The following is a 17,478-nucleotide window of genomic DNA, read 5'->3' as shown; positions in this document are numbered from 1 at the left end:
GTGAATTATACCTGGCGTGCGCCTTCGACTGTCTGAGCCGTTTCGCCTGCGGATCCGAATGCACGGTCCTTGAGTTTGCGGAACTTGCCCGACATCTGCTCCAGCTTGGCCTCCCATTCGGGGTTCGGCTGCTGGCCTTCGATCGTCTTGAAATAGACCTGCATCATGCAGGTGATTGCGAAAGGTTCGAGCAGGGCTGCCTTGACGCTCCAGGCAAACAGCAGCGCGAAGACAACGCCACCCGCCGCCCAGGCACCCGGCATCAGATACACCACCAGCGCCGCCGGAGCGAGCATGAGGACGAACACGATGAAGCTGAGTCCATAGACGATGATCGCCAGCCACGCCGCATTCTTCAACATCACCTTGTAGTTTTGCCCATACAGGACCAACGCCTCTTTGGCGGACATCCAGGCATTGGTGGAATTGGTCCGGATCGCATAGGCGAGGATCACCTCGTCGATGAATCCAACGGCAACCCGCAGAAACGCGGACAGGATACTGGCAATCTGCTGCACTCCGGGGAGCGGCAGAATGGTCAGGATACCACGTGCCAGACCGGTGATCGCCCGGATCACACCCTTGATAAGCTGGTCGATGGCGAACAATACGCTTGCTTCGGGAAAACGCTGCTTCACCACTGCCGTGGCATGGGCGATCTGACCGCGACCCTGCGGCATGGGTTTGCCATCGATCAGTTCGATCAGGACCGCGATGTGACCGGCCTTGACGATATAAAGGATGTATTCACGCGCCCAGTACATGATTGCGCCAAAGATCCCGAACCCGGCGAAACCGCCCCACATGGTGCTGCTGGCCTGAAACCCTTCGTCGCCGAATCCGCCGACGCCGTAACCAACCCCGGCACCCACGCCAGTGACCAGAATATAGCCAAGGGTGATCCCGAAATAGACCGCCATACGCAAGAGGATGAACGGCAGGGTGCGCAGCATCATGCCCAATGCGTTGCCGACATTAAAATCCCACATGGCTAACTCCTGATCGAAAATCTGTTGGATTGCGCGCACAGGCACCACGCATCGCCGTCGCGTGCCGAGCCGGAATGCTGCGGTTGAAGGGTCATGTCTCGCACGCGCTGTTGCCGAACTTTGCCGAACAGGCGCGGGCCGCGCAGGACTCGATCTGCGGACTGCGTTGCGGCTTGCGGATGTCGACCGTCTCGACCTCGGTATAGGGGATCGAGACGGTTTTCATGATCTGCTGGCAATTTGTGACCGATCCCGCGGTGGTGCAGGTCGATTGGCCTGTCGGGTGCTCTTCGTTCCGGTATTTCGTGACCACTTCGTGTCGAAAGACCGGTGGAATCTTCAGCATCCATTCCGCTTCGCAGTGGCTTCTTTCGGCCCGGTATTCTGGCGTTCCACAACTTCCCAGAACGATCAGCGCGAGGGCGCACAGAAAAGGGACAATTCTTGGGATGCCGGGCATAGGTTACTCCAATGTTCCCGCTTTGCGCGCTTGGGTTGCGGGTTTGTGCGGGACATTTGCACGGTAGGCATCGACCCCGCCCCGTTCATTCAGAGGGGGCGGTAGAATAATTGCCGCATTAAGGTGTTTGCACAAATGCGCGGGTGCTGATGAACTGCCACCGCAGTTGGGCAGGAGATATGTCATGCGGATGCGGACGGGTGCCTTGATGGCTGGTCTGATGCTGGTTGGCGGCGCGGCCTTGGCAGACAGGAACGATGTGATGTTGCAGGTGACGGGCCAAATCGCCGGGGGTGTCGCCGCGCTGACCCGTGATGCGTTGCATGCGCTGCCCTCGGTCACGATCGAGACGTCGACCGTGGTCACTGACGGCGTTCACAGCTTCACGGGTTTCCTGATGCGTGACCTGCTGGACCATCTGGGCGCGGAAGGGGACCGGGTCACGGCCATCGCCATGAACGACTACGCCGTAGATATCCCCATCGCCGATTTCTACGACTACGACGTGATCGTTGCATATGACATGGGTGGCGAGGCCCTGACCCGCGACGACAAGGGGCCGCTGTGGATCGTCTATCCCCGCGACGATCACGACGCGTTGCAGGACATCCGCTTTGACTACCGCTGGGTCTGGCAACTCTATCGTCTCGATGTGCAATGAAGCGGTTCGCCACACCGCGTCTTGGACTGATCCTGCCAATGATCGCGGTGCTTGTTTTCACGGTCTTGCTGCTCTTTTCTTTGATCCGCATGGTCGAGGTCCAGAATGCGATGCGGGTCGAGGCCGAACAGAACATGCTTTGGGTGTTTCACCAAAGCGAGGTGGCTGCCCTGCGCCTGACCGAAACCATAGCCTTGGCCGATTTGGGGCATGCCGGGACAGACGACCTTGCGCTGCGCTTTGACATGCTGACCAGTCGGATTGCCTTGCTGAACGACGGGCCGCAACGCCGTTTCGTCGAACAGATCGGGTTTGGCGCCGATTTGACCGCGCTGACGCGTTCACTGTCCGAAATCGCCCCAATGATCGACAATTTCACACCCGGAAGTGGCGCGCGATTGCGCGACGCGCTGGCCCCGTTCGCGCGGTTTTTTGGACGGGCCGCGAATATGGCGATGATCGCGGAATGGAATGAACTCGGCGGACGGCTGGAAACCTATCGCTATCAGTTGCGTCAGACCATTGCCTCGCTGATCGGGATCATGGGCGCGGGCGGCATCCTGACGGTCACGCTTGTCCTTTCCCTGCGCCAGTCGCGCCAGCGCAACCGCCTGCTGCAGCAGGAACGGGATTTTTCGGGGCTTTTGATCTCGTCAAGTGGCGAGGGTATCCTTGCGGTGGACCATGACGGGCGCTGTACGTTGTGGAACGGCGCGATGGCCGCGATGGTCGGCAAACCGCCCGAACAGGCGGTGGGGCGGATGCTGGCCGAGGTTGCCGGGTTTTTCGATGTCGTCACGGTGAGGCAAGGCATCAAGCGCGCGCTGGGCGGGGAAACGTCACAGTTGACCTTTCAGCCGCTCTTTGCCGGGGATTGCGACCGGCCGCTCTATGTCGATCTGAGGTTTTTTCCGATGCGCAACGGCGGCGCAATCCTGGGTGCGATCCTGTTCATCCATGACGCGTCGGATCGCCATGCAGCACAGCAGAAGGACGCGCAGGATCGCGACCGGCTGGAAGAACTGGTGTCCGAACGCACGCGCGATCTGGACAATGCATTGCAGCGGGAACGGTCGGCAGCCGATCTTTATCGCAACTTCGCCGCGATGGTGTCGCATCAATTCCGCACACCCTTGGCCGTTGCGGATTCTGCCCTGCAACGGCTGATCCGCCGTGGCCCACGCGCCGACCCGAACGAGGTGGCAGAGCGCGCCGGCCGTGCACGCGGCGCAATCGCCGGGCTTACGCGGCTGGTCGAAAGCACGCTGGATGCTGCGCGGCTGGATGCCGGTCAGATCGGCGCGCGGCGGGTGAAATGCGATCTGGCCGAAATCATCCAGACGGTCTGCGCCCGGCGGCGCGACGCCGCCCCGGACCGCCCGATCAAGGTGCGGCAGGCGACAGTCGGTCAGACCACCGCATTCTGCGACCCGGCCCATGCCGAACAGGTGCTGGAGAACCTGCTGTCGAACGCCGACAAATATGCCGCCCCGAAAACCCCGGTGTCGGTAATGTTGCTTGGCGACGGCGAAAGCCTGTTCTGCGACGTTCGCAATGCCGGTCCCTCCATGGACGACCAAGATCGCCAGCAGATATTCGAGCGTAACTTTCGCGGCGCAAACAGCGTTGGCATTACCGGCACTGGCATCGGGTTGTTCATGGCGCGCAATCTGGCGCGAATGCAGGGCGGCGATGTTACCTTGCAACCGGGTGGCGAAGGCGTGACCTTTCGCCTGATCTTGCCCCGGTTCACGGAGCCGCAGTCATGACGCGCGCCACCGGTCCTGCCTTGATACTGGTGGTCGAGGACGAGGAAGCCCTGCGCCGCGACATCGTCGAGGAATTGGAGGAGGCCGGATATCGTACGCTGGCGGCGAAAGACGGCACCGAGGCTCTGGACCTTCTGACACACAACACGCCCGATCTGCTGCTTTGCGACATCACGATGCCCGGGCTTGACGGCTACGCCGTGCTCCGCGCCCTGCGTGACCGACGCCCCGAACTCAGCGCCACGCCTTTCGTCTTTCTGACCGCCCTGTCCGAACCTCGCGAAGTCATCGAGGGCAAGCGTCAGGGGGCCGACGATTATCTGGTCAAACCTGTAGATTATGATCTGATGCTGGCCACCGTCGGTGCCCGCCTGCGTCAGGTCGAGCGCATCCGCAGCCGCCATGACGATGAGGTGTCATCCCTGCGCCACGCGTTGATCGGACTGTCCGGCGGCGGCGCAGAAGCGGCGCTCGACCTGATCGCGCTGGGCGTCGTGCTGTTGGACGAGCAGGCCAAACCGGTCCATATCAATCGCGCTGCCGAAGAAATGGCCGCCGATGCCGATTTCATCCATGCGGGGAAAAGTGCCATCCAGTCGCCCGATCCGCTGTCGGACCGGGTTTTGCAACGTGCCATCGCCGAGACGCTGGAAGCGGCCCGTCAGGGTCAGGAAAAGACGGTCGGCGCCATGCTGCACCGGGTACAGGACGCCAGCACCGTCTCGGTTCTGGTCTGCGCTCTTGTGCAATCGTTCGGTGACCACGCCGGTCGCCCCCATGCCGCGCTGTTCTTTTGCGCCTCTGACCACAGGCGACGCGTCCCTGAATCCCTGCTGATGGATCTCTTCGGCCTGACACCAACCGAGGCGCGGGTCGCCGCCGCACTTGCCCGCAGCACCCGCCCGGCCGATGTGGCGGCGGAGCTTGGCGTGTCGCAGACGACCATCGCATTTCACATGCGCAATCTGTTCCAGAAAACCGGCACCAATCGTCAGGCGGATCTGATCGCGTTGATCCTTGCGGGCCCGATGATGATACAGTCATAGGCCATGATGAGGTCGAGGCAGTGCCCTGTCCCCTGAATGTTTCGCCAATGGCACCTCGGACCTGAGAGGTGAAACCTCGTGATCGACCGGCGTCAGATACCTTCGGCCACCTTTTCGGGGTCTGCTTCGGGTCTGCCGCGGATCGCGGTCAGCAGGAACTGGGCACCAAGTGCTGTAAATCCGACGGGCAACAGCGCATAGGGAATCCAGATTGGCGTGCCGAATGCGCTCGATACCCGTTCGCCATATTCCAAGGCGGTTTGTGACATCATGAATCCGCGCCACGCAAGGATTGCGCAGAACGTGGCGCCGGTGAGGCTGACCACGATCTGCATTGCCCTTTGAACGCGCGGTGGCATGGCGTTTGGCAAAAGCGATATTCCGATATGTTCGCCTCGCCGCTCGACCTCGGCCGCTACCATCAGCGCGACAAAGACCATCAGGAACGAGTTGACCTCGAGGCTCCATGAGGTCGGCGCCGCGAACAGATAGCGCATCGTTGAATCATAGAAAATCGTCAACGCCATGAAGGCGAGGACAAGACGTCCCACGAATTCGAGGATGCGGGCGATCTGGTCGAGAAGCGAGACAAACATCGGAATCCCGGCCCTAGCTCTGTTCGCCGAGCGCCAGCGCGATGGCCCGTTCGCCCACCTCGCCCACTTCGCTCAGCCATTTTTCGCGCACCCCGGCGACGGATTTGTCGAAACGGGCCAGCTCTGCCTCGTCCGGTTCGATCACTTCCATGCCCGCTTCGCGGAACGCGGGCCAGTATTTACCCTCGAAGTAATCCACGTTGGCGGTGCGGGCGTTTTCTTCGTCGAACCATTCGGCGGCTTCGATCAGGGCGTCGCGAACCGACTGGTCATAGGATTCCCAACGTTCGACCGTGAAGAAGATGCCGATGGTGAATCCGGTGACCGGCATACGGTATACATGGGTCACTTGCTCTTCGATGCTGCGCCCGTTGATCGTCGAGATATTGGCGACAGCCGCATCCACCGTGCCGCGCTGCAAAGCAAGATAGAGTTCCGACGACGGGATCCGCACCGAGGCGCCGCCGAAGTCTTCGACTGCGCTGGTTGCCTCGAACGACACCACACGAACACGCTTGCCCTTGAGGTCGTCAAGGCTGCGCACCGGACCCTCATCTGTGCTCCAGATATACTCTGGCTCCATGATCCCGCCGCCCAGCGACAAAAGCATAAGACCACTTTTCTTCATCTCATCGGCGATCAGTTCGAACAGCGGCGCGCCGCGCTTCAGGCGATCCGGGTTTTCGTACAGCGGACCAACCACGCCGGGCAGCCCCAGCACACCCAGCATCGGCAGCGACCGCGTGACATAGGATGTGGTGTGGAACATGAAATCGATGTTCCCCGAGCGCAACGCCGGAAGCTGTTCATCCGCCGACAAAAGGCGTCCAGAATCGTAAAAGTCGATCGTGACCGTGTCGCCAGACTTATCGTTGACGCGATCGACGAACCCCTGCGAGCCATACATCAGATCGGCATAAGAGGGCGGCAGATAGGTGACGCCGGTCAGCATTGGTACATCCTGCGCCATCGCGGCAGCGCCTGGCAGGGTCAGCATGGAACCGGCGGTCAGTGCGGCAGTGTTCCGAAGAAACGCCCGTCTGTCGAGTGTCATGATATCTCCTCCTTTGTTGTTATCTCAGTAGATTCGGAAGCCAGAGCGCCAGTGCCGGAAACAGCACGAACAGCATCAGCATCGCGAATTGCACCATCACGAAAGGCACGATCGAGCCGATGATCTCTTCAATCTTCAACATTGGTGCCACGGCCTTCAACGTATAAAGGTTAAGCCCGACCGGCGGCGTGACCACCGCGATTTCAAGGTTCATCACCAGAATGACCCCAAACCACAGCGGATCATAGCCCAGTCCGGTGATCAGCGGCAGCAGGATCGGCGTCACCACCACGATCAGCGATACCGCGTCCACCAACATGCCGAGCAGCACCAGAACCAGCATGATCATCAGCAGGATCACCTCGGTCGGCAGTTCGCTTCCCACCAACAGCCCGGCGAGCGAGTCTGGAACCCGCATCAGGTTCAGATAATCGCCAAAGATCCGCGCACAGCCCATGATCAACAGAACAGCGGCCGAAATCCGCACACTGGTCCCCAGCACTGTCATCAGGCCGCGCAGATCAAGGCTGCGAAAGATCGGCCCGGCGATGATATATGCGCCCAATGCCCCAAAGGCCGCCGCCTCGCTTGGTGTGGCCAGACCGCTATAGATCGCGCCCAATACGATGAAAATCAGCAAAATCGAATGCCAGATGCCGCCGATGGCGCGCACCCGGTCGCCCCAGGTATAGTGGACGTCCTCTTGAACGGGCGCCTCTTCGGGGTTCAGCAAGACGCGGATGTAAATATAGACACTCAGCGCCAGAGCCAGCGCAATTCCCGGTACAATTCCGGCAATGAACAGATCGGCGATCGAGACGCTGGAAATCGCGCCATATATGATCAGCGGCACGCTGGGCGGGATCAGCATGGCCAGCGCGCCGGAACTGACGACACTGCCCGCGGCAAGCGCACGGCTGTACCCCCGGTTGAGCATTTCGGGAATCGCGATGGATCCGACAGCGGCGACGCCCGCGATGGACACACCGCTGACCGCCCCGAACACAGCGGATGCGCCGACCGTCGAAATCGCCAGCCCGCCGCGCAACCAGTGCAGCCAGACAACCGCCGCATGAAACAGATTTCGTCCCACCGGCGTCGCGGCCAGCAGGTTGCCCATCAGGACGAACAGCGGCAGCGCCAAAAGCTCAAAGGCGTTAAGCTGGCCAAAAAGCGAAGTCGGTCCAAAGAAAAACGCCATCGACCCGCGCGTCATATAAAGGCCGGTAAGTCCCGCCGCGCCCAGCGCCAGAAAGATCGGCGCACCGATCGCGATCAGCATCAGAAGGATGGCAAGAACGATAAGCGGTTCCATCACACACCGCCATTTTGCGCGGGGGCGCTAGGGGCAAGTGGCCCGCACAAGACACTGCTGCGGACAACGGCGATATCACCGTAACATGGATAAGACTGCACAGTGACACTTTCCGTTCTGCTTTGGGCGCCATTTATCATAGATACAAAAAGCGTTACCACAAATGTCGACCGGCGTTGATCGATTTGTTCAGCGTCGCCATGCGGTTGTCAGCCCCTCGGCAACCCGCTTTTGCGTCAGCCTGCTGACCGTGCTCTGCGCATCGTCCTGAGTGGCCAAGCAGGTTTCGCGCGATGCCAGCAACGGCATATCTGACATGTGCGGGTGGGAGGAGGGGCGGGGTGAGGCGCTGATTGACAGGTGGCCTTCAGGATGCCTGAACGTCAGTCGCGGTCGGGAGGCATCCGGCAAGAACGCTTGGATTGGCCACTTCATCCGCCCTGATCCGCAGGCGACAGACATTTGCCACTTGAAACACTCTATACCCCATATAGGTATATGGAATGACCCTGATCCGCTTTCTGATGATCCTTGTGATCGTCCTGTCCACGCCGCTTTCCGGAGCGATGGCCGCCGGTCATCCGTTCGCGTCCGATATGGCGCAAGAGGCGGCGAATTCCGAGGTCACGTCCGTCGGGCACGGGATGTGCTGCGAGGAAAATACCGATCGCTCGCCCAGCTGCCACGTGCTGACTGCTCTGGTTCCGGCTTTGACCAACAACACCACCACGCCAACGCAAATGCGTTCTGCAATCTTCGGTTTCCCGACTGTTCTGGCTGGCATTGAGCCTGCCGGTCCTCTCGATCCGCCGCGTCTGGGGTGAAGTCGCGTGCGTCCGACAAGGCGCGCGTCTCCTGACCTTGCACCACCACAGGGACTGCCTGTGCGTATTTCCATTCGAGAGGATCAAGATCGTGAAACCGACTGAATTTTTGTTTGCTGGGTTAATTTCCGCGGGCTTTTCCCTGCTTGCCGCGCCGAACATGGCGTATGCGCAAAGCCATCCCGCGATGGCCGAACACGGCACCATGCATGTCACCAAAAGCCCCACCTGCGGCTGCTGTACGGCGTGGGTTGCTCTAGCACGCGATGAAGGTTTTGAGGTCGAGACCGCCGATGTGGACAATATCTCGACCGTCAAAGCGGACGCAGAGGTGCCCGGTGACCTGTGGGCTTGCCATACGGCGACAATCGACGGTTATGTTGTCGAAGGGCATGTTCCCTTCGCCGCCATCGTCAAGATGCTCGCGGAGCGACCGCAGATTGCCGGGATCGCCGTGCCGGGGATGCCTATCGGTTCGCCCGGAATGGGGAACGACCCAAGCGCGCGCTTTGACGTGATATCTTTTGGCGGAGCAGCTTTGGACGGCGAAGTCTTCTTTCAGGCCGGATCGTGAGGCTGGCAGCGGTGATCGCGCTGGGGCTGGTCCTTATCGGGGCTGTGTTCTACGTGTTTAAGGGCGGTGCGTCCGGGCCTGAACGGATCTCACTGCGGGCGGGTGATCGGGAAATCGCGGCAATGGGGGCCAAAGTCTATGCCGCCAACTGTGCGTCCTGCCACGGGGCCGATCTGGAGGGGCAACCCGATTGGCGGTCGCGCGATCCGGACGGGCGGCTGCCGGCACCACCCCATGACGAGACCGGACACACCTGGCACCACGACGGCGATACCCTGTTCCAACTGACCAAAAACGGCATCGGCCAAATGATCGGCGATCCCGATTATGTTTCGGATATGCCAGCCTTTGGGGACGTCCTGACCGACAAAGAGATCATCGCTGCCCTCAGCTTCATCAAATCGAGATGGCCGCAGAACATCCGCACCCGGCATGACGATATGGAAAACCAACAATGACCCGGGCCATGCCGTTTTACTGCTGGCCGGAGAAATTCTACTTCATCCGTAATTCGCGCTAACGCGTTGAGAAAGGAGCCTTGAGATGACCGATCACGACATAGGCGAAAATCACACCCACGGACATGACGCAGAGCATGCGGCGACCGATGTAAGCGGCGGAAAGGCCAAAGACCCGGTCTGCGGCATGTCTGTCACGATGAAACCCGACAGCAGGCACGTCGAGCACGGCGACGAGACTTATTGGTTCTGCTCCGAAAAATGCGAAACCAAATTCAAGGCAGATCCATTCTTCTATGTGTCGGGGAACGCTGCGGGTCGTGGCGACATCGCCCCACCGGGCACGCAGTTTACCTGCCCGATGCACCCCGAGATCGTGCGCGACGCCCCCGGTGACTGCCCGATCTGCGGCATGGCGCTGGAGCCGATGGTGCCGTCGGACGAGCCGAGCGGTGAATTGGTCGATTTCACCCGCCGCATGTGGATCAGCGCGGCGGCGGCCGTGCCACTGATTATCCTGACGATGGGCGAAATGGTCGGCTTGCCGGTACGTGACTGGATCGGACACCGAAATGCTGTCTGGATTGAATTTGTGCTCGCGACGCCGATCGTGCTTTGGGCTGCGTTACCGTTCTTTAAACGGGGATGGTCGTCGATCCTGAACCGTTCGCCGAATATGTGGACGCTGATCTCGCTTGGTGTGGGTGCGGCCTATGCCTATTCTCTGGTCGCGACCTTCCTGCCCGGTGTATTTCCCGAGATTTATCGGATGGGCGATGCCGTCGGCACCTATTTTGAGGCTGCGGTCGTGATCATCGCCTTGGTCTTTGTGGGGCAGGTGCTTGAGCTGCGGGCGCGCGAACGGACCGGCGATGCAATCCGAGCCCTGCTTGATCTGTCACCCAAGATGGCCCGACGGATTTTGCCCGACGGTTCGGAATATGACGCTCCGCTGGAAAATATCGTTGTTGGCGACCGTTTGCGCGTGCGTCCCGGCGATGCGGTTCCGGTGGATGCAAAGGTCATCGAGGGCACATCCGCGGTGGATGAAAGCCTGATTACCGGCGAGGCGCTGCCGGTCGAAAAAGGTCCGGATGATCGGGTGACCGGTGGTACAATCAACAAGAACGGCTCGCTTGTCATCGAAGCGGCCCGGGTGGGCGCCGACACCATGTTAAGTCAGATCGTCGAGATGGTATCGAATGCGCGAAGATCACGGGCGCCGATCCAAGGGTTGGCCGACCGTGTGGCGGGGTATTTCGTGCCCACTGTCGTTGCTGTTGCCATTCTGGCCTTTGGCGCATGGATGATCTGGGGGCCGGAACCTGCACTAGTGTTTGCCATCGCCTCTGCCGTCTCGGTGTTGATCATTGCCTGTCCCTGTGCGCTTGGGCTGGCGACGCCGATCTCGATCACCACGGCGGCAGGGCGCGGGGCGCAGGCGGGCGTGCTTGTCAAGGACGCCGAAGCGCTGGAGCGGATGGCCGAGGTTGATACGCTGATCGTCGACAAGACCGGAACGCTGACGATGGGCAAACCCAAGTTGACGGATGTGATTGTGCTGGCGGGTGAGGATGAAGCGGCGATCCTGACGCTTGCTGCCGCGCTGGAAAAAGGCTCGGAACATCCGCTGGCCGAGGCGATTGTCGAGGGCGCGAAAGAACGGGGCGTCACGGCGGGCGATACCGAGGGTTTCGAATCGGTGACCGGCAAAGGCGTGCGGGGTCGCGTCAATGGGCGCGAGGTGGCGCTGGGCAACAGCGCGATGATGCAGGATCTGTCGCTTGACACGGCGGAGGCCGAAGCAAAAGCCGACGCGCTACGGGTCGACGGCAAAACGGCGATGTTCGTGGCCGTGGACGGAGCGATTGTCGGCATCGTTGCCGTCGCCGATCCGATCAAGGAGAGCACCGCAGAGGCGATCCGTGCCCTGCACGACGCCGGAATGCGGGTGATCATGGCCACCGGCGATAATGAGCGGACAGCAAGGGCGGTCGCCGCGCAACTGGGCATCGACGAGGTCCGCGCGGGCGTCTTGCCCGAAGACAAGAAAAAACTGGTGGATGAGTTGCGCGCCCAAGGCCACAAGGTTGCGATGGCGGGAGACGGGGTCAATGACGCCCCTGCACTGGCCGCAGCCGACGTGGGCCTTGCCATGGGAACCGGTGCCGACGTGGCGGTTGAAAGTGCCGGCATCACACTGCTGGGCGGTGATCTGAACGGTATCGTCAAGGCGCGCATTCTGGCCCGTGCGACGATACGCAATATCAAGCAGAACCTGTTCTTCGCCTTCGCCTATAACACACTGGGCGTGCCGATCGCCGCAGGCGTGCTTTATCCGGTGTTCGGGCTTTTGCTGTCGCCGATGATCGCGGCGGCGGCGATGAGCCTGTCTTCGGTTTCGGTGATTTCCAACGCGCTCAGACTGCGGCGTGTCGAACTTTGAATAAACAGGAATGATCAATGAGCTGCGCAGCTCATTCTGGCCGAGAGCAAAACGAAGGCAGCGGGCATTGAGGCGGGGGGGGCCGAGGCTGGACATCCAGCCTTGACCCACCTGACGACAGCCTGCTTTCGGTAGGCTGACCTTCGGCGGGGGCGGTCGGGATCGAAGGGCGCGTTCACGTTCAGGCGCCCCTCGGTCCCGCCGCATTGCCAATCCGCCCGATCAATTGATCCCGTTGGCGCGCTGCAACTCGCGCACATAGGCGATGATTGCAGCCAGCTCTCCATCAGCAAGGCGCTGCTCGATGGGTGGCATATCGCCGAACCGCCAGTGATGCGCCTGTACACCATTGCGCGCCGCCTGAACGAAAGCCGCATCTCCGTGATGCGATGGTTCGTAGATCCGGTGCACAAGCGGCGGTGCGATGCCGTCTTGTCCGGCGGCATTCGCCCCATGGCACGCGGAACAAACTGCGTTGAAATAGGTCTCGCCCTGCTGGACTTGCGAGGAAAATCCGGTCGGCACCACGACCTGTGCCATTGGTGCACCGGGGGCGTTCGATGTGGCGTTTGAAATCGACGCGGGCAGCGGTTCGCCGGCGGTTCGCGACTGCACCCAAAACCAGCCTGCGACCGCGACGGTGACGCCGACAACCGCGCCGATGAGTCCCTTGTTCATGATATGATCTCCGATCTGCCTCGCCGATCAAGCAGCGATGGCGCGGCCACTGTACCGGGTGTGCCGCGCCTTTGAAGTGGTTTACCACCAGAGACATTCCTCTCTGGTGGCGAGAGGTCAGGCGGTGACTGCGAACTCGGTCATCATGCCGGTGAACAGATGCGGCATGTGGTGGCAGTGCAGCATCCAGCGTGCAGCCTCGCCCGCATCCAGCGCTATCGTCACCATCGCCATTGGCGGCACATAGACCGTGTCGCGCATCGCGCCGCTTATATCCTGCCCGTTGATGTTCACCACCTGAAACACATGTCCGTGCAGGTGCATCGGATGCCCCATCATCGACATGTTGTGGAACGTCAGATGCACCCTTTCGCCGGTTTTGGCGGTGATCGGCGTATGGTTGCCCCAGGTCTGACCATTGATCGTCCACAGATATGGCTGCATCGATCCACTCAGCATGATCATATGCGAGCGATCCGCCGGGCGCGGTGCAAGGGCGGGCGCGCCGTCTGGGGTCAGGGCCCGCAAATTCAGTTCCTGTTCGAGATTGATATCGAATGCGCCGCTTTCGGTGTCACCCCTGTCTTCGATCCGGCGCACTTCTGCACCTGCTGTGGCAAGGATGAGGCCGGTGCGTTCTTTTGCGCCTTCGCGCAGGGCAAGGATCGGAAAGGCGCCGGAATCCGGCAGGTCGATTTCCAGATCAAGACGTTGCGCCATGGCAAGGCCAAATTTTGTGCCCGCCACAGGGGTGACTGGGTGCCCATCCACGGCCACCAGACGTGCAGGAATTCCGCCAGTGTCGATCCAGAACGAGGTCGCCGCAGCAGCATTTATTACCCGCAACAGAACACGGCCCTTACGTTCCACGCGGATCACCTCGGGGTCGGCCAACGTGCGGTCATTTGCGAGATAGGCGTCGAAATCGAAGTCGTTCAGGTCCATGGCCATTCCGCCCATGTCCATCCCGCCCATTTTCATATCACCCATGGACATCCCGCTCATGGCCGATTTACCGGCGCCGCCCGACATCATGCCCGACATGCCATTCTGGTTTTGCGCCGGAGGGGCCATTGCACCCATGTCATGAGATGCTGCACCCCCCATGATTTCTTCCAGCACCTCTGCGGCGGGTTGGAAGGCGAAGTCGTGCAAGAACATCACGACCTCTTGCCGGTCGGCGGTCAGATCCTCGGGCCGCCGCACGATCAACGGCGCGGCAAGCAGGTTCATCTCTTGCACCGGCACATGGCTGTGCATCCAGAATGTGCCGGGTATGGGCGCATAGTCAAAGCTGCGCGTCTCGCCCGGTTTCATCAGCGGCAGCGGCAGGTTCGGCACCCCGTCCTGCACATTTGGCGGGATCTGGCCATGCCAGTGGATGATCGTTTCTTCCTCTAGGGCGTTGGTCAAATCGACGCGGAAACGCTGACCGGGATCAAGGAACAACCCCTGATTTCCCGACCCGTTGGTCAGACCCATGATCGTGGCGGCGCGACCGCCAACCTCGATCACCCGGGTCTGTGCAGTCAGGGTCAGCGGCAGGCCTTGCGCGAAAGTCAGGCGCGGCAAAGCGGTGGTGGCAGCCAAGGCTGCGGATACGGCCAGAAAGCCGCGGCGTGTCAAATCTTGTGTCATCGTGAAACAATCCATCGGGCCCCGAAGGGGGCGCATCAGTTCGGAGCCAAAAGCGGGCTCTGCTCGTCAACCAATCAGATGAATTTGGGCGGTCGGTCGTCCGTATCGTCCGTCCGTCCGTGCAGGAGCAGGAATGCCACAGCCCGGTGCATCGGCCGCAAGACCAATTGCGCCCGGCCGAGCGGGGGAAACCAGATCGTAACCGTTCCGAGACAGGCGGTGGCGCAGGCACCTGACATCGCGTGTTCGGTGGGCCCGCAATGCCCCGTTGCTTCGGTGTGCAAGCCTGTGATGGAATGCTCGTTCTGACAGGGTGTCGGCGTTGCCTGTTGCCCCTCAGCCATGACAGCATGCGGGAGCACGCCGAACAATGCGACGGCGCCTAAAAGCAGGAAAATGCAGAAATAGCGTGCCATCGGATCCGTCGGTCAAGATATAACCCAAACCTATGATCTGTCTGGTTCTTTCGCAATACACATTGCCGTTGTCTGCGCCGATCGCCCCCCCTTCGTCGGGGCCATCCCGTCTTTGACGCGTCCCGGGGCTGTCAGGAGGGTGTTTTCAGGAGAGCCGAAGGGGGGGTATCAAAAGCGCTATTGTTTCTGCCGGTTCAAGATCAGCCGATCTTGCGGCCACCAATCCGGGTGGTTCTCGCGGATGTTCTTGAGCAGGCTCTCTCTCAGGCGCATTGCGGTCGTCCAGCCGGTCGAAGGATCGGGGCTCATGGCATAGAACGACATTTCCTGACCGGCCTCGCTATGCGCCGTTACTGCGGCGTAAAGCTGATCTTGATCGATCACTCCTTCATCCTTTTTGGCAATCTCGAAAAAGACCTCGCGCAGTATCTCGATGTCGGCCCGATGGTCCAGAAAGATGGTGATTGTCTGGAGAATCCGGGCGTCGGTCACCGACCAGTTCTCGAACGGTTGAGAGACGAAATACTTGACCGGCACGATGATGCGCCTCTCGTCCCAAGTGCGCAGACGCAGAAAGGTGTAAAAAATGCTCTCCACATAGGCCCAGTCGCCTTCAAAAAGGATGCTGTCGCCAATCCGGATTGGTTTGGCCAGCGCGATCTGAAGCGACGCCATGATGTTGCCCAGCACCGCCTGTCCGGCAATGCCCAGCAGCACGGTAAGAACGCCAGCTGAGGCTAGCAAGGACATGCCAAGAGACTCGAACAGGTTCAGCCGCGACAGCACCGCAAACACGGCAATGCCGACCATCAGCAGCACGATGATCCGTCGAATCGCATAGATCGAGGTGTAAAGCTCGCGCTGATCCAGACTGCGGGTGTCGTCGATTTCACCGATGACGCTCAGAGTGATGCGGTCCAGCACCGCATCGACGATCTTGAGCGCGGTGACGCCCAGACCGGCGACCATGACGATCAGCAGGAAGGGTCGCAGAATGGTCGTTGCAGGACCAGAAAATGACACGCCCAGTTGCAGCATGAACTGTGATGCCAAAGCGATGGCGACAAAGCCCAGTGGAACCCTGGATTTCTCGATTGCCTGCCGGATCATTGGCCGTTTGATCTTGCCTGCCAGCCATCCGACAAGCTGGCTGATGGACCAGCCCAACGCTAACAGCACGACCAGCAGCAACGGCAACAGCACCCATTCCCACAAACGCAGGCCACCCAGCTGCCCGTTCAGGCTGTCCGGGATGTAGGACTCGAAGTGACTCGGGCCGAAAGCCGCATAGAGCACCGGAATATTCTGGACCGTCTGCGGCGTGAACAGCCAGATCGGGTCGGCATCGGGGGCCTTGTAGCGGCCCAGCCGGATCTCGAAGGCCTGTCCGCCGACCTCGACCAGTTTCAGCCGGATGTCGCGGCGCGGCTTGCCCGCCAGCGCGTTACTTGCCGTCCCCGTTTCGAGCATCGCATCCGGTCGCGCCGACAGACCTGACCAGTCGATCCAGAGTTGGCGCCCGATCACAAAGGCGAGCTGGCGCGCCAGATCCCCGCCATCCTCTGCCCGAAGGTCTTGCGGCAGATCAGCGAGGTTCAGAAAGTGCGCGGCATCGGAATATTGCTTATCCTCAGTCAGCGCGATGAAATTACGTACCGTTTCGCGCGGCGTGCGGCGCTCGATTTTGCCGTCACTCCGGACAGGTTCCAGCGCGGTGTCGCTGATCTCATACCAGTATTCGCCCTGTTCCTGCGCCAACAGCCCAGTCGCCACGCCCGAGAGGGCGATCGATATGGCCAGAACGCGTAGGCACACCGTGATAGCAAATCGTGACATGGTGACGGCCCTTTGTCCGATAGACGCATCAACAGACGCTTCTACATCAAGCAAGTATTGCCCACATCCCCCGAGGTCAAACGACAAGCACGAACGAAAAGGGCCATTCCTTCAGAATGAACCTCAGTAGCTATGACAGGCCGCCGATCACGTGGCCTTCGAGCGATAATACGCTCAAACCAGAAATTGGAGCGGCATGAAATCACGACAGGCCCAGACTTCGCATCTAATACCGGCGGTCAATTCTGGATTCCGTCCACTGCCGGTGGTGCCAGCCCTACCAACCGATGCATCGACCCGAAAAAATTAGTTTTGACGGAATGAAAGTTTCGAGTAGGAGCAATACTTGAGAAAATAGGGAATCGTCGAGGATTCGATTAAGTGGTACATCTCGAGAAGAAGAAAGTTGTTGTATTGGGCGGCACGGGATTTGTTGGATCCTGCGTTCTACGAGCGTTGGCCGCCTATCCGCTTTCTGAGTTACTCTGGATGAAGAGGGCAGAAGCTGTCAGTCCTCTGGCTGTTGGCCTGTCGCAGCCGAGAATTATTGAAGACCTGGAAGCCGTCGAACTTTCATGGTTTAGAGATGCTCAGGGCAATCGCGTTTGGCTCACGCGTCTTACAGCCCATTGAGAACGCTGCATAAGAATGCCTCATCCCAGCCAGCTCGCTTGAGTTTGATGCTGAGAGAGCCTTTGGATGTGTCGCGTCGGACGAC

At 60.4% G+C, this 17,478-nt stretch carries 16 protein-coding genes; 8 read left to right on the top strand and 8 right to left on the bottom strand.

What is annotated here, in order from left to right; translation table 11 throughout:
* Nucleotides 1-5 precede the first annotated feature (5 nt).
* A complete protein-coding gene (locus tag FQ320_RS10425; protein ID WP_148471949.1) occupies nt 6-989 on the bottom strand; it encodes a hypothetical protein in 984 nt (327 codons plus the stop codon).
* A 91-nt stretch (nt 990-1,080) separates the two neighbouring features.
* A complete protein-coding gene (locus FQ320_RS10420; protein WP_148471947.1) occupies nt 1,081-1,335 on the bottom strand; it encodes a hypothetical protein in 255 nt (84 codons plus the stop codon).
* A 298-nt stretch (nt 1,336-1,633) separates the two neighbouring features.
* On the opposite strand from FQ320_RS10420, the gene FQ320_RS10415 reads away from it, so the two are divergent.
* The 3 genes from FQ320_RS10415 to FQ320_RS10405 are packed head-to-tail and all read left to right on the top strand — an operon-like array spanning nt 1,634 to nt 4,925.
* A complete protein-coding gene (locus tag FQ320_RS10415; protein WP_222861601.1) occupies nt 1,634-2,110 on the top strand; it encodes a molybdopterin-dependent oxidoreductase in 477 nt (158 codons plus the stop codon).
* On the top strand, nt 2,107-3,879 hold the full coding sequence (locus tag FQ320_RS10410) for an ATP-binding protein (RefSeq protein ID WP_148471945.1): 1,773 nt from the start codon (nt 2,107-2,109) through the stop codon (nt 3,877-3,879). The genes FQ320_RS10415 and FQ320_RS10410 overlap by 4 nt, the downstream gene beginning before the upstream one ends.
* Complete coding sequence (locus tag FQ320_RS10405; protein WP_148471944.1) at nt 3,876-4,925, top strand: response regulator; 1,050 nt, start codon at nt 3,876-3,878, stop codon at nt 4,923-4,925. Before FQ320_RS10410 ends, FQ320_RS10405 begins: the two co-directional genes overlap by 4 nt.
* 92 nt (nt 4,926-5,017) lie before the next feature.
* Here the strand turns inward: FQ320_RS10405 and FQ320_RS10400 are convergent, their stop codons facing one another.
* Genes FQ320_RS10400 through FQ320_RS10390 form a run of 3 tightly spaced genes read right to left on the bottom strand, consistent with a single transcriptional unit; the run spans nt 5,018 to nt 7,890 of the window.
* Nucleotides 5,018-5,521, bottom strand: coding sequence for a TRAP transporter small permease (locus tag FQ320_RS10400; RefSeq protein WP_148471942.1), 504 nt, complete (start codon nt 5,519-5,521; stop codon nt 5,018-5,020).
* A 13-nt stretch (nt 5,522-5,534) separates the two neighbouring features.
* On the bottom strand, nt 5,535-6,575 hold the full coding sequence (locus FQ320_RS10395; RefSeq protein WP_148471940.1) for a TRAP transporter substrate-binding protein: 1,041 nt from the start codon (nt 6,573-6,575) through the stop codon (nt 5,535-5,537).
* Nucleotides 6,576-6,594: 19 nt separating this feature from the next.
* The gene (locus tag FQ320_RS10390; protein ID WP_255509460.1) at nt 6,595-7,890 is read right to left on the bottom strand and encodes a TRAP transporter large permease; all 1,296 of its coding nucleotides are present in this window, start codon (nt 7,888-7,890) and stop codon (nt 6,595-6,597) included.
* Nucleotides 7,891-8,393: 503 nt separating this feature from the next.
* Here FQ320_RS10390 and FQ320_RS10385 point away from each other — a divergent pair.
* The 4 genes from FQ320_RS10385 (at nt 8,394) to FQ320_RS10370 (ending at nt 12,192) form a co-directional block, all read left to right on the top strand.
* Nucleotides 8,394-8,714 (top strand): hypothetical protein, encoded by a 321-nt coding sequence (locus FQ320_RS10385; RefSeq protein WP_148471936.1) that lies wholly within the window; start codon nt 8,394-8,396, stop codon nt 8,712-8,714.
* Nucleotides 8,674-9,288: a DUF411 domain-containing protein gene (locus FQ320_RS10380; RefSeq protein ID WP_255509459.1), complete on the top strand. Its 615-nt coding sequence runs from the start codon at nt 8,674-8,676 to the stop codon at nt 9,286-9,288. The genes FQ320_RS10385 and FQ320_RS10380 overlap by 41 nt, the downstream gene beginning before the upstream one ends.
* Nucleotides 9,285-9,746 (top strand): cytochrome c, encoded by a 462-nt coding sequence (locus FQ320_RS10375; RefSeq protein WP_370513048.1) that lies wholly within the window; start codon nt 9,285-9,287, stop codon nt 9,744-9,746. Before FQ320_RS10380 ends, FQ320_RS10375 begins: the two co-directional genes overlap by 4 nt.
* A gap of 85 nt (nt 9,747-9,831) precedes the next feature.
* On the top strand, nt 9,832-12,192 hold the full coding sequence (locus tag FQ320_RS10370) for a heavy metal translocating P-type ATPase (RefSeq protein ID WP_148471934.1): 2,361 nt from the start codon (nt 9,832-9,834) through the stop codon (nt 12,190-12,192).
* 222 nt (nt 12,193-12,414) lie between these two features.
* Here FQ320_RS10370 and FQ320_RS10365 read toward each other — a convergent pair whose 3' ends face one another.
* The 3 genes from FQ320_RS10365 to FQ320_RS10355 all read right to left on the bottom strand — a co-directional run bounded on the left by FQ320_RS10365 (nt 12,415) and on the right by FQ320_RS10355 (nt 16,760).
* Complete coding sequence (locus FQ320_RS10365; protein WP_148471932.1) at nt 12,415-12,870, bottom strand: cytochrome c; 456 nt, start codon at nt 12,868-12,870, stop codon at nt 12,415-12,417.
* Between the two features lie 117 nt (nt 12,871-12,987).
* The gene (locus tag FQ320_RS10360) at nt 12,988-14,508 is read right to left on the bottom strand and encodes a multicopper oxidase family protein (protein WP_148471930.1); all 1,521 of its coding nucleotides are present in this window, start codon (nt 14,506-14,508) and stop codon (nt 12,988-12,990) included.
* Between the two features lie 593 nt (nt 14,509-15,101).
* Nucleotides 15,102-16,760, bottom strand: a complete 1,659-nt coding sequence (locus FQ320_RS10355) for a mechanosensitive ion channel family protein (protein ID WP_148471928.1) — start codon at nt 16,758-16,760, stop codon at nt 15,102-15,104.
* 381 nt (nt 16,761-17,141) lie between these two features.
* On the opposite strand from FQ320_RS10355, the gene FQ320_RS10350 reads away from it, so the two are divergent.
* On the top strand, nt 17,142-17,393 hold the full coding sequence (locus FQ320_RS10350; protein WP_148471926.1) for a hypothetical protein: 252 nt from the start codon (nt 17,142-17,144) through the stop codon (nt 17,391-17,393).
* Nucleotides 17,394-17,478 lie beyond the last annotated feature (85 nt).

Origin of the sequence: Oceaniovalibus sp. ACAM 378, from assembly GCF_008085915.1 — a bacterium.
In the GTDB taxonomy this organism is placed as follows: domain Bacteria; phylum Pseudomonadota; class Alphaproteobacteria; order Rhodobacterales; family Rhodobacteraceae; genus Oceaniglobus.
The sequence above is the reverse complement of the archived record's forward strand: the minus strand, read 5'-3'. Positions and strand labels throughout refer to the sequence as shown.